The 18,299-nt window shown below is 72.0% G+C and carries 24 protein-coding genes and 1 pseudogene; 12 read left to right on the forward strand and 13 right to left on the reverse strand.

What is annotated here, in order from left to right; translation table 11 throughout:
* Positions 1-180 precede the first annotated feature (180 nt).
* On the forward strand, positions 181-681 hold the full coding sequence (locus RPX00_RS31485) for a DoxX family protein (protein ID WP_406630832.1): 501 nt from the start codon (positions 181-183) through the stop codon (positions 679-681).
* On the opposite strand, the gene RPX00_RS31490 is transcribed toward RPX00_RS31485, so the two are convergent.
* Both RPX00_RS31490 and bioB read right to left on the reverse strand, forming a co-directional pair.
* Positions 592-1,728 (reverse strand): 8-amino-7-oxononanoate synthase, encoded by a 1,137-nt coding sequence (locus RPX00_RS31490; protein ID WP_406643147.1) that lies wholly within the window; start codon positions 1,726-1,728, stop codon positions 592-594. The genes RPX00_RS31485 and RPX00_RS31490 overlap by 90 nt on opposite strands.
* Before the next feature lie 5 nt (positions 1,729-1,733).
* Positions 1,734-2,792, reverse strand: a complete 1,059-nt coding sequence (bioB, locus tag RPX00_RS31495) for a biotin synthase BioB (protein ID WP_406630834.1) — start codon at positions 2,790-2,792, stop codon at positions 1,734-1,736.
* Positions 2,793-2,840: 48 nt separating this feature from the next.
* Here bioB and RPX00_RS31500 point away from each other — a divergent pair, with 48 nt between their 5' ends.
* Both RPX00_RS31500 and RPX00_RS31505 read left to right on the forward strand, forming a co-directional pair.
* The gene (locus tag RPX00_RS31500; protein WP_406630836.1) at positions 2,841-3,383 is read left to right on the forward strand and encodes a TetR family transcriptional regulator; all 543 of its coding nucleotides are present in this window, start codon (positions 2,841-2,843) and stop codon (positions 3,381-3,383) included.
* 13 nt (positions 3,384-3,396) lie between these two features.
* Complete coding sequence (locus RPX00_RS31505; RefSeq protein WP_406630838.1) at positions 3,397-4,341, forward strand: arsenic resistance protein; 945 nt, start codon at positions 3,397-3,399, stop codon at positions 4,339-4,341.
* Here the strand turns inward: RPX00_RS31505 and RPX00_RS31510 are convergent, their stop codons facing one another.
* Both RPX00_RS31510 and RPX00_RS31515 read right to left on the reverse strand, forming a co-directional pair.
* Positions 4,342-4,806: a DinB family protein gene (locus RPX00_RS31510; protein ID WP_406630840.1), complete on the reverse strand. Its 465-nt coding sequence runs from the start codon at positions 4,804-4,806 to the stop codon at positions 4,342-4,344. It lies immediately after the preceding gene.
* 19 nt (positions 4,807-4,825) lie between these two features.
* Positions 4,826-5,422 (reverse strand): class I SAM-dependent methyltransferase, encoded by a 597-nt coding sequence (locus RPX00_RS31515; protein ID WP_406630842.1) that lies wholly within the window; start codon positions 5,420-5,422, stop codon positions 4,826-4,828.
* Between the two features lie 161 nt (positions 5,423-5,583).
* Between RPX00_RS31515 and RPX00_RS31520 the strand changes: the two genes are divergently transcribed.
* Entirely contained in the window at positions 5,584-6,378 is a 795-nt protein-coding gene (locus RPX00_RS31520; protein WP_406630844.1) for an MBL fold metallo-hydrolase, read from the forward strand.
* A gap of 4 nt (positions 6,379-6,382) precedes the next feature.
* On the opposite strand, the gene RPX00_RS31525 is transcribed toward RPX00_RS31520, so the two are convergent.
* The 3 genes from RPX00_RS31525 to RPX00_RS31535 all read right to left on the reverse strand — a co-directional run bounded on the left by RPX00_RS31525 (position 6,383) and on the right by RPX00_RS31535 (position 7,646).
* On the reverse strand, positions 6,383-6,691 hold the full coding sequence (locus RPX00_RS31525) for a DUF2267 domain-containing protein (RefSeq protein WP_406630846.1): 309 nt from the start codon (positions 6,689-6,691) through the stop codon (positions 6,383-6,385).
* A gap of 181 nt (positions 6,692-6,872) precedes the next feature.
* Entirely contained in the window at positions 6,873-7,160 is a 288-nt protein-coding gene (locus RPX00_RS31530) for a hypothetical protein (protein WP_406630848.1), read from the reverse strand.
* A 54-nt stretch (positions 7,161-7,214) separates the two neighbouring features.
* Positions 7,215-7,646: a DUF6292 family protein gene (locus RPX00_RS31535; RefSeq protein ID WP_406630850.1), complete on the reverse strand. Its 432-nt coding sequence runs from the start codon at positions 7,644-7,646 to the stop codon at positions 7,215-7,217.
* A gap of 262 nt (positions 7,647-7,908) precedes the next feature.
* Between RPX00_RS31535 and RPX00_RS31540 the strand changes: the two genes are divergently transcribed.
* A complete protein-coding gene (locus RPX00_RS31540) occupies positions 7,909-8,520 on the forward strand; it encodes an HSP18 transcriptional regulator (RefSeq protein WP_406630852.1) in 612 nt (203 codons plus the stop codon).
* Positions 8,521-9,234: 714 nt separating this feature from the next.
* Positions 9,235-9,603 carry an STAS domain-containing protein gene (locus RPX00_RS31545; protein WP_406630854.1) on the forward strand — a complete coding sequence of 123 codons (369 nt, stop codon included), beginning with the start codon at positions 9,235-9,237 and terminating at the stop codon, positions 9,601-9,603.
* 10 nt (positions 9,604-9,613) lie between these two features.
* Here RPX00_RS31545 and RPX00_RS31550 read toward each other — a convergent pair whose 3' ends face one another.
* The gene (locus RPX00_RS31550) at positions 9,614-10,840 is read right to left on the reverse strand and encodes a PP2C family protein-serine/threonine phosphatase (protein ID WP_406630856.1); all 1,227 of its coding nucleotides are present in this window, start codon (positions 10,838-10,840) and stop codon (positions 9,614-9,616) included.
* A 530-nt stretch (positions 10,841-11,370) separates the two neighbouring features.
* Here RPX00_RS31550 and RPX00_RS31555 point away from each other — a divergent pair.
* Complete coding sequence (locus tag RPX00_RS31555; RefSeq protein ID WP_406630858.1) at positions 11,371-11,493, forward strand: hypothetical protein; 123 nt, start codon at positions 11,371-11,373, stop codon at positions 11,491-11,493.
* A gap of 3 nt (positions 11,494-11,496) precedes the next feature.
* On the opposite strand, the gene RPX00_RS31560 is transcribed toward RPX00_RS31555, so the two are convergent.
* On the reverse strand, positions 11,497-11,625 hold the full coding sequence (locus RPX00_RS31560) for a hypothetical protein (RefSeq protein ID WP_406630860.1): 129 nt from the start codon (positions 11,623-11,625) through the stop codon (positions 11,497-11,499).
* Between the two features lie 114 nt (positions 11,626-11,739).
* Between RPX00_RS31560 and RPX00_RS31565 the strand changes: the two genes are divergently transcribed.
* Together RPX00_RS31565 and RPX00_RS31570 are read left to right on the forward strand one after the other, a co-directional pair.
* Entirely contained in the window at positions 11,740-12,423 is a 684-nt protein-coding gene (locus tag RPX00_RS31565; protein ID WP_406630862.1) for a methyltransferase, read from the forward strand.
* Complete coding sequence (locus RPX00_RS31570) at positions 12,410-12,607, forward strand: CDGSH iron-sulfur domain-containing protein (RefSeq protein ID WP_406630864.1); 198 nt, start codon at positions 12,410-12,412, stop codon at positions 12,605-12,607. The genes RPX00_RS31565 and RPX00_RS31570 overlap by 14 nt, the downstream gene beginning before the upstream one ends.
* Here RPX00_RS31570 and RPX00_RS31575 read toward each other — a convergent pair.
* The 3 genes and pseudogenes from RPX00_RS31575 to RPX00_RS31585 all read right to left on the reverse strand — a co-directional run bounded on the left by RPX00_RS31575 (position 12,592) and on the right by RPX00_RS31585 (position 15,109).
* Complete coding sequence (locus RPX00_RS31575; protein WP_406643149.1) at positions 12,592-13,566, reverse strand: iron-containing redox enzyme family protein; 975 nt, start codon at positions 13,564-13,566, stop codon at positions 12,592-12,594. The two genes, RPX00_RS31570 and RPX00_RS31575, sit on opposite strands and share 16 nt — an antisense overlap.
* A gap of 432 nt (positions 13,567-13,998) precedes the next feature.
* A pseudogene (locus RPX00_RS31580) lies at positions 13,999-14,328 on the reverse strand (glutamate-cysteine ligase family protein); the annotation flags it as partial.
* A gap of 106 nt (positions 14,329-14,434) precedes the next feature.
* Positions 14,435-15,109 (reverse strand): nitroreductase, encoded by a 675-nt coding sequence (locus RPX00_RS31585; RefSeq protein ID WP_406630866.1) that lies wholly within the window; start codon positions 15,107-15,109, stop codon positions 14,435-14,437.
* Between the two features lie 98 nt (positions 15,110-15,207).
* Here RPX00_RS31585 and RPX00_RS31590 point away from each other — a divergent pair, with 98 nt between their 5' ends.
* Complete coding sequence (locus RPX00_RS31590) at positions 15,208-15,780, forward strand: TetR/AcrR family transcriptional regulator (RefSeq protein WP_406630868.1); 573 nt, start codon at positions 15,208-15,210, stop codon at positions 15,778-15,780.
* Between the two features lie 4 nt (positions 15,781-15,784).
* Here the strand turns inward: RPX00_RS31590 and RPX00_RS31595 are convergent, their stop codons facing one another.
* Positions 15,785-16,708, reverse strand: coding sequence for a LysR family transcriptional regulator (locus RPX00_RS31595; RefSeq protein WP_406630870.1), 924 nt, complete (start codon positions 16,706-16,708; stop codon positions 15,785-15,787).
* Positions 16,709-16,850: 142 nt separating this feature from the next.
* On the opposite strand from RPX00_RS31595, the gene RPX00_RS31600 reads away from it, so the two are divergent.
* Entirely contained in the window at positions 16,851-17,258 is a 408-nt protein-coding gene (locus tag RPX00_RS31600; RefSeq protein WP_406630872.1) for a hypothetical protein, read from the forward strand.
* Positions 17,259-17,273: 15 nt separating this feature from the next.
* On the forward strand, positions 17,274-18,125 hold the full coding sequence (locus RPX00_RS31605; RefSeq protein WP_406630873.1) for an alpha/beta fold hydrolase: 852 nt from the start codon (positions 17,274-17,276) through the stop codon (positions 18,123-18,125).
* Positions 18,126-18,299 lie beyond the last annotated feature (174 nt).

Below are 18,299 nucleotides of genomic sequence, written 5' to 3' on the forward strand. Positions count from 1 at the left end.
CTTATATCACTAGCGAAGTTTGGTCTTATTCGCCGCCTCGGTCAAGATTCCCTGATCAGGAGTACCCCATCGAGGCTGCGCCTACCCAGGAAGGCGTTACCGCGGCAGATGGGAGCTAGACGGGAAGGCGTCCGCCCCCGTACGGTATGGCAAGGCTAACCTAATTTTCGAGGAGGACCCATGCCAGAGCGTGCGCTCGACCGGGCCGCCCCGTTCGTGCTCGGGCTGTTCCGGATCGTCGTCGGGCTGCTGTTCGCCGCGCACGGTGCGGCGGCGCTGTTCGGGATTTTCGGCGGCGGCCCCAAAAGCGGCACTGTCGGCACGGTCGCCGTGGGCGCCTGGCCGTCCTGGTACGCGGCGGTGATCCAGCTCGGCTGCGGCCTGCTGGTCGCGCTCGGTCTCGGCACCCGGATCGCGGCCGTGCTCGCGTCCGGCTCGATGGCGTACGCCTACTTCGTCGTGCACCAGCCGGACGGCCTGCTGCCGCTGCAGAACCACGGCGAACCCGCGGCGATGTTCTGCTGGGCCTTCCTGCTGCTGGTCTTCACCGGACCCGGTGCGCTGGCTTTCGGTTCGCTGCTGCGGAAACGGTCAGACGACGCTCGCGGCGCGCGACCACTGGGCGGCGAGCCGCGCGGCATCCTGAGCGCGGTCCAGGTCAACCCCGGCGCGCGCGACTAGCCGGAGCCGGGAAACGCCGTCCGGGACGCTCGGCGGCCGGAAGCAGCCGACGACGATATCCCTTTCGTACAGCCGGTTCGCGGCCGCGACGGCCTGTTCCGGAGAGTCGGCGGGGATCGACTGCACCGCGCCGGGCGCGCGCGAAACCCCTGCGGCGTCGGCGATCGCGACGGCCGCGCGGTGCAGATCCTCCACTCGCGACGGTTCGGCCGCGATGATCCGGCACGCTTCCGCCGCGCTCGCGGCTGCGGCCGGCGCGAGACCGGTGTCGAAGATGAACGTTCGCGCGGTATTGACCAGATGTTCGCGCAGCAGCGGCGATCCCAGCACCGCGCCGCCCTGTGCGCCCAGCGCTTTCGACAACGTGGCGGTGACCGCGACGTGCGGCGCGCCCGCGAGCCCGGCCGCGTGCACCGCACCTCGTCCGTTGCCCGCGACGCCGATGCCGTGTGCTTCGTCCACTACCAGAAAGGCGTTGTACTTAGCGCACAATGCCGCTGTACTAACAAGATCCGTCGCGTCGCCGAGCACCGAATAGATCGACTCGACCGCTACGATCGCCCGTTCCTGCGAGCGGTCGCGCAGCAATCGCTCGAGGGCGTGCAGATCGCCGTGCGGGCAGATCGCGACGGGGGAGCGGGACAGCCGCGCGCCGTCGATCAGCGACGCGTGGATGTGCGCGTCGGTGATCAGCAGCGTGTCCGGCGAACCGAGTGCGGTGATGACGCCGATGTTCGCCGTGTAGCCACTGGAGAACCCGAGCGCGGCCGGTTGTCCAGTGAGGACAGTCAGCTCGCGTTCCAGCTCCGTGTGACACGGCGTGGTGCCGGTGACGACTCGCGAAGCGCCCGCGCCCGCGCCGTACCGTTCGATGGCTTGGACGGCGGCCGCGCGCAGCCGCGGATCGGTGCTGAGGCTCAGGTAATCGTTCGACGCGAGGTCCAATGTGGACGACCGCGGATGCCGCCGGTCGTCGGCCCGCCGGACGAGACCGGCGACGTGCCGGTCCCGGTCGGCGGCGGTGAGCCAGTCGTGCATCGACACCATGGCGGTCACGCGTTGGGCGCGGCGGCGGTGCCCGCTCCGCGTTCCCGCAGCGCCGGGGCGGAGTGCCCGGCCTGCTGCTGTTCGCCCGCGCCGAGCACCTCGAACCCGGCGTCGGCGATCATCTCCAGGTCGGCCTTCGCGGCCTGGCCCTCGCTGGTCAGGTAGTCGCCGAGGAACAGCGAGTTCACCACGTGCAGCGCGAGCGGCTGCAACGACCGCAGGTGCATTTCGCGGCCGCCGGCCATCCGGACTTCCTTTGCCGGGCAGGCGAAGCGCGCCAGCGCGAGGATGCGCAGCGCGCGCAGCGGGCTCAGCTCCCACGTCCCTTCGAGCGGCGTGCCCTCGAACGGCATCAGGAAGTTGACCGGGATCGAATCGCTGTCGATGTCGCGCAATGCGAAGATCGCGTCGATCAGCTCGTCGTCGGTCTCGCCCATTCCGACGATCAGGCCGGAACACGCGGAAAGCCCGGCGGACTTGGCCTTTTCGACCGTGTCCACGCGGTCGTCGTACCCGTGCGTCGTGCAGATCTCGGAGTACCGCGACTCGCTCGTGTTGAGGTTGTGGTTGTAGGCGTCGACCCCGGCCTCGCGCAGCTTCTCGGCCTGCCCGTCCTTGAGCAGCCCGAGGCACGCGCACACCTCCACGTCGGCGTGCGCGGACTTCACCGCCTCGACGGCCTTGGCGACGCGGTCGACGTCGCGATCGCTCGGCCCGCGCCCGCTCGCGACCAGGCACACCCGCGACGCGCCGCCCTGGACGCCGGCGCTGGCCTGGCGCGCCGTTTCCTCGGCGGACAGCCAGGAGTACTTGAGGATCTGCGCGGACGACCCGAGCCGCTGCGAGCAGTACCCGCAGTCCTCGGGGCACAGGCCCGATTTCAGGTTGACGAGGTAGTTGACCTTGACCCGGTTGCCGAAGTGCGCGCGGCGCAGCCGCCCGGCCGCCGCGACCAGGCCGAGCACGTCCTCGTCCGGCGCTTCCAGCACCGCACGGGCGTCGGTGCGGTCGAGTACGCCGCCGGCCAGCTGCCGGTCGGCCAGGTCGTCGAAGGTTTTGAACACCTATCAAATCCTAGGCGGCCGATCGGCCGGAAGCAAGCGGCAGGCAGAATGAGAGGGGTGAAGGTGACGCGAGACCAGATCGTCGACCGGGCGTACGAGCTGCTGCGGGAGGCGGGGCTGAGCAGTTTGTCGATGCGGCGGGTGGCCCTCGACCTGGGGGTCCAGCCGGGCGCGCTGTACTACCACGTCGCCAACAAACAGGAGCTGCTCGCGGTCGTCGCGGCGCGGATCCTGAAAGGACTGCCGGAGGTGGCGAAGGATCCGCGCGAGGCGGCCGGGGACTTCCGCGCGGCGCTGCTGAAGGTCCGCGACGGCGCCGAGGTGGTGTCGTTCGTGCAGGCGTACCGGCCGGATCTGCTGGTGCCCACGCACGCGCTGCGTCAGCTGTTCACCGGGAGGTTCGACGACCGGCGCGCGGAGTGGGCGGCGCGGACGGTTGTCCACTATGTACTCGGCTTCGTCGCGGAAGAACAGAACCACGCCGAACTGGTGCGCGCCGGGATCGTCGAGGAAGACCCGGCGCACAGCGGGGATTCGGACGAGGCGTTCGGGTTCGGCATCGACGCGATCCTCAGTGGACTGTCCGGTTGAGACAGTGTGAACCATGGAACGCCATCAGGTCGCCATCTATCTCGCCGCGCTGGCCGCCGGAGCGCTCGTCGGCTGGCTCGCTCCGGCGGCCGGGCCGGTGCTGGAGCCCGCGATCAACCCTGTGCTGGCCGCTCTGCTCTACGTCACCTTTCTCCAGGTCCCCTCCGCTGAACTGGGCCGGTCCTTCCGCGACGGCCGGTTCCTCGGCGCCGCGCTGGCGGTGAATTTCGTCGTGGTGCCACTGGTTGTCGCGGCGATGGTCAGTTTCTTCCCGGCCGGACAGGCGGTGCGGCTGGGAATGCTGCTCGTGCTGCTGGCCCCGTGCGTGGACTACGTGATCGTCTTCAGCGGCTTGGCCGGCGGCAGCAATCAGCGCCTGCTCGCGGCGACGCCGTTGCTGTTGCTCGCGCAGATGATCCTGCTGCCCGGGTTCCTGTTTCTCTTCCTTGGCGCGGATCTGGCGCACGTCGTCCGGATCGGACCGTTCCTCGAAGCGTTTCTCGTGCTGATCGTGGTACCGCTGGCGCTGGCGTGGCTCACCCAGGCCTGGGCGGCCCGGCACGCGACCGGACGCCGGTTCGCCGACGCGGCCGGTACCGCAATGGTGCCGCTGATGGCCGCGACGCTCGTCACCGTGGTCGCGTCGCAAACCCCGAAGCTCCACAGTGGACTCGGTCCAGTCGCTTCGGTCGTGCCATTCTACGTGGTTTTCCTGGTGGCGATGGCCTTCGCCGGACTCGGCGTCGCGCGACTGTTCCGAGTGGACACTCCGGCCGCGCGCGCGATCGTTTTCTCCGGGGCGACGCGGAATTCGCTCGTGGTGCTTCCGCTGGCGCTCGCGCTGCCGGACGAGTTCGCGGTCGCGCCGGTCGTGGTGGTGACGCAGACGTTGGTCGAGGTGGTGGGCATGGTCTGCTACGTCCGGCTCGTGCCCCGTCTGGTGCCGTCGGGCGCGTAGTCAGCGCCCGGTCGAGCCGTCGATCAGCTCGCGGAGGATGTCGGCGTGGCCCGCGTGCCGTCCGGTTTCCTCGATCATGTGGGTCAGCGCCCAGCGGACGCTCGGCCCTTCGCGGCCCGGCAGCGGCTCGGCGAGATCCGTGCAGCCGTCGAGGATTTCGTTGGCCTGCTTGACCGCTTCCCGGTAGCGGGCGACGACGTCGGCGACGCTGTCCTTGGTGCGAAAGGTCGACGGCCAGCTGGTGACCTTCTCGCCGAGGAACAACGACCGCTCCACGAAAGTCAGATGGTTGAGCAGACCGACCAGATTCGTGCCGGATGGCACCGCGGCGGCGTGTGCCTCGGGTTCCGGCGCGCCGTCGACCTTGGCGGCGGCTGACGTGCGGAGATAGTCGAGAAATCCGCGCAGGACTTCGGTTTCGCTGCTTCCGGTGCGGGGCGGCGGGGTGTCGCGGCGGCGGGCCACAGTGGTCTCCTCTGCCGTATCAGGCGGTGCGGCGGATCAGCAGGACGTGGTCGACGACCTCGGCGGTCTGGCCGTCCGGCCCGGTCGCGAGGCGGGTGGGGGAATCGGCGCGTTCGACAGTCCAGCCGGACGGGTCGAGGGCGAGGTCGGCGGCGATCTCCGCCGGGCCGGGGAAGTGCGCGTCCGGGTCCTGGTTCCACGACCACGGCGCGCTCGAACCGTGGTCCACGATCAGCAGCCGGCCGCCCGGGCGCAGGGCGTGCGCGGCGGTGCGCAGGACGCCGGTCCGGTCCAGTTCGAAGGGCGACTGCAGGTAGTGCGCGGTCACGAGATCGAACTCGCCGGCCGGGAAGCTGACCCGGAGGTCGTGCCGCACCGCGGTGATCCGCGGCCCGGCGAGGCGCTGGACGGCGACGGCGGAGATGTCGGTGGCGGTCACGCGCCAGCCGCGTTCGGCGAGCCAGCGCGCGTCGCCGCCGTTGCCGCAGCCCAGGTCGAGGGCGTCGCCGGGGGTCAGGTCGGCGGCGATCTCCACGAGCCGGGCGTTCGGCCGCGGCGCCGTCGCGGGCCGGGCGGCGTGCACTTCGTCCCAGAACTGGGTCGCGTCGGTGGTCATCGGGGCTCCTCGGGTCGGTGTGCGCCCAGGGTCGCCGCCGCCGCGGCCGGAGCGCACGCGATCTTGCCGGAACGGCAACTCCCACCTCGTGGGAAGCGCGCCGGGCAAGATCGTTTCGCCGGTACCGTCGGGTCCGAACGGCCGGAAAGCGAGGAGCGCCCATGAAAATCGGGACCGTCGACATCGTCGGCGTCCTCGACGGGATCGCCCGGCTGCCGCTGGCCAGCACCGTGGTCCACGCTCGCGGCGCGCGCTGGGAGTGTCACCACCAGCCGGTCGGCGCGGACGGCCGGATCCGCATGGACGTCGGATCTTTCCTCGTCCGGCTGGGCGGCCGGACGGTGCTGGTCGACGCGGGAACCGGGCCGGGTTTCGAGCACGACGGCTTCGCCACCGGCGGTTTGCTCGACAATCTGCGCCGCACCGGGGTCGCGCCCGAGGAGATCACCGACGTGGTCTTCACCCATCTGCACGCGGACCACGTCGGCTGGTCGACCGTGCGCGGCGAAGCGGTCTTCCCGAAGGCGACGTTCCGCATGCATGCCGCCGATCGGGCGTACTTCACCACCGGCGAGACCGCGGATCCGGCGGTGCGCGAGACGTTCGAGCCGATCGCCGGCCGGATCGAGACTTTCGACGAGGAGACCGAACTGGTTCCCGGCCTGATCGCCCGTCCCGCGCCCGGCCACACCCCCGGTTCCACGGTGTTCGTGGTCAGCGACGCGGGCGAACGCGCCCTGCTGCTCGGCGACGTCCTGCACACGGTCGGCGAGCTGACCGACCCCGAATGGGAGGGCATGTTCGATGTGGACCGGGTCGCGGCGACCGCGATCCGGCAGCGGCTCGCGGCCGAACTCGAGGCCTCCGGCGACGTTTTCGCGCCCGCGCACTTCCCGGAACTCGCCTTCGGGCGGCTGATCTCCGAGGACGGGCTCCGGCGGTTCGCCTGGGCCTGACCGCTCATCCCGGGCCGCGCCGCGGCGGGGTTTCCCGCGACCAGGCGCACGGCTGCCGCGTCCCGCCCAGCAGGACCAGCACGTCCGGGCTCACGCCCGCGCGCACCCGGGAGGCGAGTTCGGGCGCGGTCTGCCCGAGTGCCGAGTAGACCGCGCGGACCAGGCATCTCGCCGCGCGCGGGGAACGCCTGGTGCGCACCGAGACCTCCAGCAGAAGGGCCTCCGGATCGCACGTGCGGCCGCGGCTCGGCGCGACGATGCCCAGCCGGGTTTGCTCGGCCAGGGGGAGGCATCGCAGCAGGCTGTCGACCACGCCGTCGATCGCGAGCCGGTTCCGTTCCGTGCGGGGTGGGGAGGCCCGGGCAGAATTTCCTTCCGCACCAGCATGGACCATCAACTCCTGCGCGCAGAGTAGCCGATCCGCCGCGCGGCGTGGCCGCGCGGTTCCGTGCGACGGAAAACCATTCCGGTCCGTCCACTGTGGACGGTACGGTTCAGCCGGGAGAACCGGACAGCACGGCGAGCCGGTCGAGCGCGGCGCGAATCCGCCCTGGTGCGCCGGGCTCGTCGGGGAACGACAGATGCAGCGTCGCGTGGCTGGTTCCGGCGGCGCCGGGCTCGACCTGGAGCCAGCCGGCGTCCCATTCGAGCCGCAGCCGGCCGGGGCGGCGGGGCGGTTCCGCGGAACCGGGACCGGGCAGCCAGTCGTTCCGGCGCGCCGCGACGGCATACACGTGCTCCGCGGTCGCGGGCATCCTCCGTCCGGCTTCGAACTCGGTCATGGCACTGGCTACCCGGTTCGCGGCGGCCCTAATCCCGGTTGGTCCACAGTGGACTCACGCGTAGTCGCGGAGCACGGCGTCGAGGTCGGCGCGCGTGCCGAGGGTCCGGATCTCCGGCGGCGCGAGGCAGCCGATGCGGTGGTCGTCGTCGCGCACCGCCGCCGCGAACTCGGCGACCCGGGGCGCGGGCGGCGCGACGGAAGGCCCGCCGAGGTAGCGGATGACGATGAGGTCCTCGCCGGAGTGGGTTTCGATGGCGGCGGCCCAGCCGTGGATCTCGTCCCAGAGCAGGGCGACGTCGCGGTCGGGATAGGCGGGCAGGTGGCCGTCGAGGGCGACGTAGGCGGACACCGGGGTGTCGTGGTCGACGGTGCAGGACTCGAGCCCGATGCCCAGTGCGCGGGTGACGTCGGCGAGGTAGCTCCACAGCCGGGTGAGGGCGGGACGCGACGGGCCGGTCTGGGCGGTCGGCAGCGGAAGGGACACGGGGACAACGCCTTTCTCGTGAGAAGGACGGATGCGAAGAGGCCGCGCCCGGCGGCGCGGCGGAGGTGCTCCGGCTAGCGGCCGGGCGGCTCGCACCGGATTCCCGGTGACCGCGGCCGGAAAACCCGCGGGGCGCGGCCGATCGGCGCGCAGGGCAGGCAGGTCATCCGGAATCACCTCCGCCGCTCGACAGGGGACGCTCTTTTCTTCTAGCATGTCATCGAAACGATGACAACTGCCAAGTCGTCGAGAGGATGACGCGATGACGGAGGCGGATCCCGCCCTGCTGCTCGAGGGCGTCCGCGACGCGGTGCTGGCCGCCCGGGCCGGAGACGTGCCGGCGGACCGGTCGCTGGCCGCGCTGTCGGCGTTGCGGACGCTGCGCGACCAGCTCGGCGCCTGGGAACCGGAGCTGATCGCGGCCGCGCGCACGGCGGGCGCGAGCTGGGCGGCGCTCGCCCCGGCGCTGGGCGTGGCGAGCAGACAGGCGGCGGAGCGCCGCTACCTGCGGCTGCAGCCGTCGGCGACCGGGGAGACCACCGGCGAGGCCCGCGTCGACGCCGAACGGGACCGCCGCGCCGGAGACCGCGCCGTCGCGGACTGGGCCCGGCGCAACGCGGCGGTGCTGCGCCGGCTGGCCGCCGAGGCCAGCTCCGCGGCCGACCTGGACGAGGCGGGCCGGAAAAGCGCCGAACGGCTCGGGATGGCCCTGGGAGAGGACGATGTCACGAGGCTGCTGCCCCCGCTGGCGGAGGTGCGCGTGCATCTCGAACCGCGGCATTCCGTGCTGGCCGACCGGGTCGGCGAGGTCGGCGAACACGCGGACCGGCTGCGGCAGCAGGTGGCTGGGCGGCGGCGGAATCGTCCTCGGTGAGGCGGGGCGGGCCGGGTCGGCGGGTTCGCCGGTTGGCCGCGGCGGGACTCGGCTGTTCGGGGTCAGTGGGGCTCGGCCGGGCGGTGGTGCGGCCGGTGAGTGGGCCTGGGTGGCGAGCGGGTGGACTGGTTGTGGCAGCAGGTGGTTGGGCGGTGGCGGAATCGTCCGCGGTGAGGCGGGAGTGCCAGTCGGCCGTGCCGGGATTCGGGCGTCCGGGGTCGCTGGGGCTCGGCCGGACGGCGGTGTGGCCGGTGCGTTGGCCTGGGTGGCGAGCAGGTGGACCGGTTGTGGCAGCAGGTCGCTGGGCGGCGGCGGAATCGTCCTCGGTGAGGCGGGGCGGATCAGGGCGGCGGGTGCGCCGCTCGGCACCGCCGTGCCCCGGCCGGACGGCGGCGCAGCGCGTGAACCGGCCCGGACGCTGCCGGATCGAGGTCGGCAAGCCGGGCGACCGAGCCAGCGCAACGCAACCCCTGACCTGCCCCGGAAGCCCCCGTGCCGCCACCCGCGCCCCGGCCCGGCGAACCCGCCGCCCGCCCGCCGCGCCAGCCCCCGGGCGCCCCCGCGCTGCCGGTTCCCCTCCGGTCCGAGATCATTTCGGCGGCGGCATTCGCGTGAGGCCGCCGCAGTGAGGCATGCTATTCGCGGTTGAGCAGCCAGCCGCGTCCTTTTCCTGCCCGGTCGCCGAGGCCGGGCTTCCTGAGGAGGGAAAGAGCGATGAGTGAGCTGACCGACCCGGTGCTCGATCCGCCGGGTTCGCTGTCGATCGACCGGGCCGACCGCTCGCCCGCGGCGGTGCTGGTCCTGCGCGGGGACCTGGACCTCGGGACCGCCCCGAAATTGACGGCCGCGGTCGCCGAAACGGTCTCCGGGAAGCCTCCGGTGCTGGTCCTGGACCTGACGGAGGTGGACTTCCTCGCCTCGGCGGGGCTGACCGCGCTGCTGGCCGCGTGCCGCGAGGCTCCGGAAGGGACCGAGGTGCGGATCGTGGCGTCCGGCCGCGCGACCCTGCGGCCCATCCAGCTGACCGGGCTGGAGCAGAGCTTGCCGCTGTACCGCACGCTCGACGCGGCGCTGGCCGGGTGAGCTGAGGCGGTCAGCGAGTCCCGGCCCCGGCGGTGCGGTGGAGCACGACGAGTGCGACGTCGTCCTGCGGGGGCCGGGACCCCACCATCGCGGCCATGATCCGGGCGCAGGCCCGTTCCGGGTCCTCCGGCCGGACCAGGGCGGCGAGCTGGTCCATCCCCAGGTCGACGAGCCGGTCCCGCCGTTCGACGAGGCCGTCGGTGTAGAAGGCGGCGACCGCGCCCGGCGGCAGTTCCACGGCGGTGGTGCGCCGCCGCGCGGTGGACCCGACGGTGAGGCCGACCGGCGGATCGGGCGGCGCGGGCACGAGTTCTGCCGGTTTGCCGGGCGAGGCCACGACGGGCGGCAGATGCCCGGCGAGCGACAGCGCCATGCTTCCGTGGCCGGGTCTCAGCACGCCGTACGCGACGGTCGCCATCACGCCGTGCTCGAAGTGGTTCGCCTTGCGGTCCAGTTTCGCGAGGACTTCGGCGGGGTCGTCGCAGTCGAGTGCGTAGGCCCGCAGTGCGCTGCGGAGCCGTCCCATGATGACCGCCGCTTCGAGACCGTGCCCCGAGACGTCGCCCATCACGATGCCGGTCTGGCCGCCGGGGAGCCGGAAGACGTCGTACCAGTCGCCGCCGAGCCCGGCCTCCGCGCCCGGCACGTAGCGGGCGGCGAGGCGAAGGCCCTCGATGACGGGCAGGACGCCGGGCAGCAGGCTGCGCTGCAGGGCGATGGTCGCGGCCTGGTTCTGGTGCATGATTTCGGCCTGGAGCACCGCGGCCAGCCGGTCGGCGAGCAGCCGCAGGGTTTCGACGTCGTCGGTGGAGAAGCGGTGCTCCCGGACGGCCCCGACGTGCAGCACGCCGACCAGTTCGGTGCCGGCCAGCATCGGGACGCCGAGCATGGTGTGCAGGCCGCGGTCGGCCAGCAGTTCGTTGAGCGCCGTGGTCCGGTCGACGCGATCGACGACCACCGGCTCCCGGCGCTCGGCGACGGCCCCGGCGAAGCCCGCGCCGACCGGCATCTGGACCCCTTGGTAGACCTCCTCTTCGAGCCCGGCGGCCGCGATCGCGACGAGGCGCTGCCACCGGGACTCGTGCCGCAGCACGGTGGCCGTGTCGACGCCGAGGACGGTGCACGCCCTGGCGAGGATCTTCGGCAGATCCTCGCCGAGGTCGGCGTTGCTCGCGCCGGCGCCGAGGATTTCGGCGAGGCGGGTGCGCGATTCGGGCTCCGGCGCGTGAGGCGGCATGCAGCGACAGTAACCGAACCGGCGCCGCGGTCCAGAGATGCGCGGCAGGAGGTGTGAAGTCGGCTCTGTCCGGGTACGTCCGGTGGGGGCAACGGCGAAGTCAGGAACGGGAAAGGGACTTCACCATCGTGATGTCAAGCGGCTGCGGCGAGGGGACGGCGTTCAGCGGCACGGATCGTCCCGCTCGGCCCGGCCGGGCGGGCGAGGGCCGCCGGTGACCGGCCCGGATCCCGAGGCGGGAGACCTGCCCTGGACCTTGGACCTGCGGGGGACCGGCGTGTCGGCGCTGCCCCGGGTCCGCGCGTGGGCGGGCCGGTCGCTGGGGCATTTGTCGCCCGATCACCTCGCGGACGTGCTGATGGTGATCGAAGAACTGGCCTCGAACGCGTACGAGCACACGCCGGGTCCGTACTACGCGCGGCTGACCGTGCTCTCCAGCCCGTGCGTGGTGGTGATCGAAGTGGACGATCCGGAACCCGGCCGCCCGCGGGTCCGCCCGCCGGACTTCTGCACGGGCGCGCGGCCGGGGAATGCTGCTGGTCGACCGGCTGGCCGACGACTGGGGCGTGCACGAGCATTCCGCCGGGAAGACGGTCTGGGCCCGGCTGGGATGCGGGGTGCCGGCGCGGGAAGCCTGCGATTCGTCCGGCTGAGCTTCACCGGCCCTGCTGCGGGTCGGCGTCGTCGTGCTCGTCGCCGGAAGTGCCCTGTTCGCCGCGGACAGTCTCGCGTTCCTCTTCCGGGGTGTCGCCGTAGACGTCGTCGGATCGGCGCGGTTCGGTCATCGTTCGGCTCCTTTCGTTCCCGGCCCGGGTACCCGGTGGCGCCGGTGGCAATCCGGCTGTTTGTCCTGACCGGACAGGGGTATCCGCGCGGTCCGACCACGATGGAGGACCGCGATGACGACGTCCGTGCGCACCGAACCGGAGGCCCGGCCGCCGGGCAGATTGTTCCGGCTGCCCGGGGTGTACCGCCCGCAGGAGGACACCGCTTTGCTGTCCGGCGTGCTGGCGGGAGACCCGCGCATCGGGCCTGGAGCGCGATGCGCGGACCTGGGCACCGGCAGCGGTGCGCTGGCGATCGCCTTGGCGCGGACGGGTGCCGTGGTCGTCGCGGCGGATATTTCGGTGCGGGCGTTGGCTTCCGCGTGGGTGAACACCGTGCTGCGAGCGTTGCTGATCGGCCTGCTCCGGGGCGGGCTGCGCGAAGCGGCCGAGGCCGGGCCGTATGACGTCGTGGTCGCCAATCCGCCTTACGTGCCTTCCCCGGCACCGGCGGTCCGTTCGACGCGCGCTTGGGACGCCGGTCCGGACGGGCGCGCGATGCTGGACCCGTTGTGCGCGGCCGCGCCTTCGCTGCTGACCCGGGCCGGCGCGCTCTACCTGGTGCAGTCGACGATGTCCGATGTGGACAAAACCCGGTATGCGCTGGCCGCGGGCGGGTTGCGCAGCGAGGTGCTGGCGCGGGCGGAAGTGCCGTTCGGGCCGGTGGCGTCCGGGCGGCTGAAGTACCTGACGGAGCGAGGATTCGTGCGGCCCGGCGACCGCGCGGAGGAACTGGTGGTGCTCCGTGCCGCGCGATGAACGCCGGGTGCGGGTGGTGCCGGGCGGGCCGGTGCTGGTCGAGGGTCCGGTGGAAGTGTCCACTTCGGACGGCCGGACGGTGCGATCGGACCGGTTTGTGGTGGCGGTGTGCGCGTGCCGGCGGAGCAAGCGGTTTCCGTGGTGCGATACGAGCCACCGGAAGCGCGGTCAGGGCAGGGGTTGACGCAGTGACGAGAGCCCGGCTTGCCAGCAGGCGAGCAGGTGCTGGTCCAGTTGTCCTTCCAGCAGCGCGGTGGCTTGGACGCCGAACACGACGTCGGTCGCCAGGTCCGGTTCCGCGGCCAGCAGGCCGCCGACGACCTCGTGCCGCATGACCTGTTCGTGCACCGCGTCGGCTTCGATGTGTTCGGTGTAGAAGAAACGGCAGGCGGCGGGCGCGTCCAGCCGGCGCAGGATGCGGTCCATCCGCCGCGCCGCCGGGGCGGTGGTGATCTCCGCGGCGGCGAAGTGCCCGATCAGCGACCCGCGCGAAGCCCGGTGCAGCCCGAACATCGACATCATGTTGACCAGCGCGAACATCGGGCCGGGGACGTGCTCCAGAAGGGCAAGGTAGCCGTCGGGAAGTCCGGCTGCCGCGAGCAGGTCCGCGAACAGCGTGGCGTGCACCCGGTCGGCGCGCCCGCCGCCGAACTCGTCGAACTCGACCGCCACCAGTCCGGCCTTCGCCGGGCCGGACAGCCGGGGGATGACCCACGCGTGCGGATCGGCTTCCTTGAGGTGGTAGATCGAACGGTGCGCGAACAACTCCCTTACGTGCCACCATTCGCCCTCGGCCAGCAGGAAGCCGACCGCCCCGTCGGGGGCGGACTCGGTGAGCAGCGCGTCGAGTTCGGTGTCCACATCGGACCCGCCGGGAACCGACTCGCGCAGCGCGGTGCGGAAGGCGGTTTCCAGCTGTGTGCGGATTTCCAGCAGCGCGGTGTCCCATTCCCGGTCCGCGGCGACGCCGGGCAGCCCCCGGTAGTGCAGTTCGTAGCAGAGGTGCAGGGCGAGGTGGAGATCGTCGCCGAACGGATCGGCGTCGCGGAGATCGGGCGCGGCCGGCCGTTCCCGCAGGGTTTCCAGCACGGCGGCGGAGATCGGACCGCGTGCGGCCGGCAGCGTGGTGAGGGAGGTCGTCATTGTGGCCGGGTACCCGGCGGGCGCGGTGTCACGCGTGGGATGTGCGTGCGGCGAGCATCGCGACCACTCGGTCCGGTCCGGCTTTTCGCTGGGCGGCTGATCCGGTGCCTTCGCGCAGGGCGGTGCGGACGAGTCTGCGGGCGAGGTCGTGGTCCCCAGTCGCGCGAAGGGCGGGTCCGGCGTGACGGAGCAGCGCGGCGAGAGCGTCGGCGGCGGGCAATGGCTGTGCGCGCACCAGGTCGACGAGCGCGCCGGTGAGGCCGTGCCGCGTGGCCGCCCACACCGCTGCCGAACCGATCTGCGGGTCGACCGGGGGAGCGGCGACGCCGCGCTCCAGATCGGCCAGCGCGGTAGCCACGAGCGCACGGGACAGGCCGGGAGCCACCGGGCGAGATGGTTCACGACGGCTACCGCGGTGTCCGCGTCCGGGACTCCCACGTGCACATGGCAGCCGCAGGCCTCGTAATCCGCGGCCAGGTCGCCGTAGTGGGCGTCGATCCGCGCGTACCGGGCCGCCCGTTGCGGCTCGGCGGGGGAGCGGAGGACGCCGACCGGGCTTCCCGTCGCCAGCAGCGCGCACCCGGCGTCGGCCGCGGCGCGGGAAAGCGCCCGCCGGCCGCGGTTCAGCTGGTCGCGGAGCTGCGCGGCGGTGGTGCAGATGCCGGTCGCGTGTTCCACCTGCGTCGCGCGCAGCTCCCGGTGGACGGCCGCGCCGTCCGCGAGCCGCCCGATGGCGCCGAGGACCTCGTCCGCGGCGGGCATCGGGCGGCCGTTGTCCGGCGCGGCGAGCAGGAATTCCTCCTCGACCCCGAAAGTCGGCACGTCCACCTGCTCCGGAATACCCGCGCCGCGGCAAGGAAATCCGGGTTCAGGAGTGGAATCGCGTCGTCTCGTCGAGCGGTGCGCGTCCGACCGTGAACCGGTTGACCGGCGCGGCGTGATCGGCGTAGCCGAACGAGATCCCGAACAGCAGCTTCCCGCCGTCCAGTCCGAGCGTTTCCCGGACCGTGTCCGCGTAGAAGCTCAGCAATCCTTGCGGGCAGCTGGAAACTCCGTGCGCCTGCATGGCCAGCAGCAGGGTCTGGCCGTACATCCCGACGTCCGCCGCGAGCCGTGCCTCGGCGGTGTCCGGCGCGAACAGCAGCGCGACGTGCGGGGCGCCGTAGAAGCGGAGGCTTTCGGCGTCGTAGGCGGCTCGGGCTTCGTGGTCGTCGAAGCCGATCCGCAGCGCGCCGTACAACGCGCCGCCCGCCGCTGCCCGGCGTTCTTGGTGCACCGCTTCGTAAATCGCTTCGCTGTAGGGGAAATCGACCGACCGGCGACCTTCCTCGTGCGCGGCGACCAGCGCGTCGGCGAGCTGGTCCCGCTTGGCCCCGCTGACGACCTCGACCCGCCACGGCTGCGCGTTGGAGTTCGACGGCGCCGCGGCGGCGAGGTCGAAGATCTCGCGGAGCGTGCGGTCCGGGACCGGGTCGGGCCGGAACGACCGGGTCGCGCGCCGCCCGCGGATCAGGGTCGCGGCGGCGTCGGCGAGTTCGGGCATCGGAGTACTCCTCAGGTCCTTAGGTAAACGAGAACGTGTACCTAAGTACGGTAGCAGGCTCCGGCGGCTTAAGTAAACGTTTCTGTACACTTGGGCTCATGGTCGAGGACAAGGCGAGGCGAGCCGGTCGCGGCGGACGCGAGCGGGTGCTGGCCGCCGCCGCGGACCTGTTCGCCCGCCACGGCATCACCGGCACGACGATGGAGCAGGTCGCGGCCGCCGCCCCGGTGTCGAAACGGACGCTGTACCTGCATTTCCCGGTCAAGGACGAACTGGTCGTCGCGTATCTGCGGGACCTGGTCCGCTCCGGCGAGACCCTGCACGACGTGCTGACCCGCGCGGATCTGCCGCCGCGGCAACGGATCCTGGCGATGTTCGACCTGCCGGAGTCCGAGCCGGTGCGCGGCTGCCTGTTCGTCGACGCGGCGGCGGAGTACCCGGACCCGGAAAGCGCGGTGCACGCCTACGCGCGGGAGCAGAAGCTGCTGATGCTCCGGCTGGTCACCGACCTGGTCGCCGAACTGGGCGCCGCCGATCCCTCAGCGCTCGCGGAACAGCTGGTCACCCTGGCCGACGGAGCCGCGAGCCGGGCGATGGTCCTCGGCGATCCGAGTTATGGCCGCCATGCCCGGGCGGCGGCCGAGGTGCTGCTGGAGCACGCGCTCGGCTGAGCGTTCACGAGGCGGGGAGTGTCGCCGGGACGAGGTCGAGCCCGGCCAGCATCCTTGCCGCGTCGACGAAATCGCGGACCGGCTGGGCGTCGAGGTCGTTGCGCCAGGCGATGGCGACGGTGGACGGCGGCAGGCCGTCGACCGGGACGAACGCGAGGCCGGGCCGGTCGTAGAACCGTTGCGTCGAGGCCTGGGTGAAGGCGATGCCGCGCCGGGACAGGATCGCCTCGAAGCATTCGTCGACGCTGCTCACCTCGGCGCCGAGCCGCACCGGATGCGGGCCGCGGCAGTCGGCGGCGAGCCAGAAATCGCGCCAGTACTCGGGCGCGCGCCTGCCGACGAACCGCTCGTCGACGACGTCCGCCACGGTCACCTTTTCCCGGCAGGCCAACGGCGATTCGCTGGACGTCACGAGCATCCGCGGCTCCGCGAACAGCGGCTCGACCGAAAGCCAGCTCTGCATGAGCACGGGCAGCCGGACGAACGCGACGTCGACGCTGCCGTTGCTCAGCCCGACGTACGGGTCGGTGAAGTCGTGCGAGCGCATCTCGACCTGCACCCGCGGGTAGCGGCTCTGGAACGCGGCCAGGATTTTCGGCGTGAGTTCGGCGGCGGCGTTGGCCTGGAAGCCGACGATCAGCGAACCCCGGACCCCGTTGGCGGCTTCGCGGGTGGCGGCGGCGAGCCGTTCGGCGTTGACGAGCAGCCGGCGCGCCTCGTCGAGCAGCACTTCGCCGGCCGGGGTCAGCTCGACGTGCCTGCTCGTGCGCTCCAGCAGCCGCGCGCCGAGGGAGTGCTCGAGCTTGCGGATCTGCACGCTGAGCGAGGGCTGCGTGATGTGCAGCCGCGCCGCCGCCCGCCCGAAGTGAAGCTCCTCGGCGACCGCGACGAAGTAGCGAAGCACGCGCAGTTCCGGGGGTTCGGCCACGTCCGCATGGTAGGCGGCGGCCGCGCCGGAAACCAATTGTTCCGGCCTATCGAAAGTGCCCTCGGCAAGTATTGGACCTGCGGCGATGGCGCGCGCTGAGATCGGAAGGGCAACCCGTTCACGCTCAGAGAGGAGCCCGACGATGACCGCGGCCACCCGCTCCCCGTCGGCACGAGCCTGGGCCGAGGCGTTCGCTTCGGCCAGCAATGCCGACCCCGAAATCCAGGCCCACGGCAAGTACTTCACCTGTTCGTACCTGATCGACGCCGTCGAGCACACGTTCGTCGTGAAGGTCGAATCCGGCCGGGTCGCCGGCGTGGCGGTGGACCCCGGGCCGCTGGACGAGCCATACCAGTTCGCGATCCGGGCGAGCGCGGACACGTGGCGGAACTTCGGCGAGCCGGTGCCCGCCCCGATGTACCACGGCATCTGGGCCGCGAGCTTCCAGCGCGACATGCGGCTGGAGGGCGACGTGCTCGTCCTCATGCAGAACCTCCGCTGCGTGACCCGCCAGATCGAGCTGCTGCGCACCGTCGGCGCCCCCGTCTGAGAAAGGACCTCCCCGATGAGCACGATTTCGCCCGTGACCGGGCACTACGTCACGCTTGAGGTCGACGGCCTCGAATACAAGGTCTTCTACCTGGAGAACGGCACCGGCCAGCCGCTCGTGTGCCAGCACACCGCGGGCTGCCACAACCACCAGTGGCGCGGCCTGCTGGAGGACGACGAGATCACCGCGGACTACCGCGTGATCGCCTACGACCTGCCCCGGCACGGCAAATCCGACCCGCCGGAGAACGCCGAATGGTGGAAGGAGGAATACCGGCTCACCGCCGACCACTACGCGAATTTCGTGATCGCCCTGTGCGACGCGCTCGACCTGCGCGATCCGATCTTCATGGGCTCGTCCTTCGGCGGGAACATCGCGCTCCAGCTGGCGCTGCGCCGCCCGGACCGCTTCGCGGGCGTGCTGGCCGTCGAGGGCGCGGACTACTCGCCGGGCTTCTACCTCGACTGGTGGCAGCATCCGCACGCGAACGCGGCACAGGTGTGCGCGAGCGGGGTGTGGGACCTGATGGCCCCGCAGTCGCCGGACGCGGACCGGTGGAAGACCTGGTTCTACTACTCGCAGGGCTCGGAGTCGTTCAAGGGAGACCTGCATTTCTACTCGGTCGACCACGACCTGCGCGGCCGCCTCGGCGACATCGACGGGGACCAGTGCCCGGTGGTCATGCTGACCGGCGAGTACGACTACCTGACGACGCCCGCCGACAGCGCGCGCACCGCGGCGGCGATCAAGAACGGGACGTTCATCGAGATGCCGGGCATCGGGCACTTCCCGATGAGCGAAAACCACGCGGTGTTCCGGAAATATCTGCTGGAGGGGCTGGCGGCGCTGCGGGCGGCGAAGGCCTGACGCGGGCCGCCGGGAAGCGGGCAAGGGCGGAGCCTGGGGTTGCGACCGCCCTTGCCCGAACCGGCCGGGAGGGTCTGGCCCGGCCGGTTCGTCCCCCTTGGCGCCGGCGCCACCCTCCGGGCGGACTCGACGCACCGAGGAGGACGCTGCCCGGACGGTATGAAGCGGTCCTGG

This window comes from Amycolatopsis sp. WGS_07, from assembly GCF_045278895.1.
In the GTDB taxonomy this organism is placed as follows: domain Bacteria; phylum Actinomycetota; class Actinomycetes; order Mycobacteriales; family Pseudonocardiaceae; genus Amycolatopsis.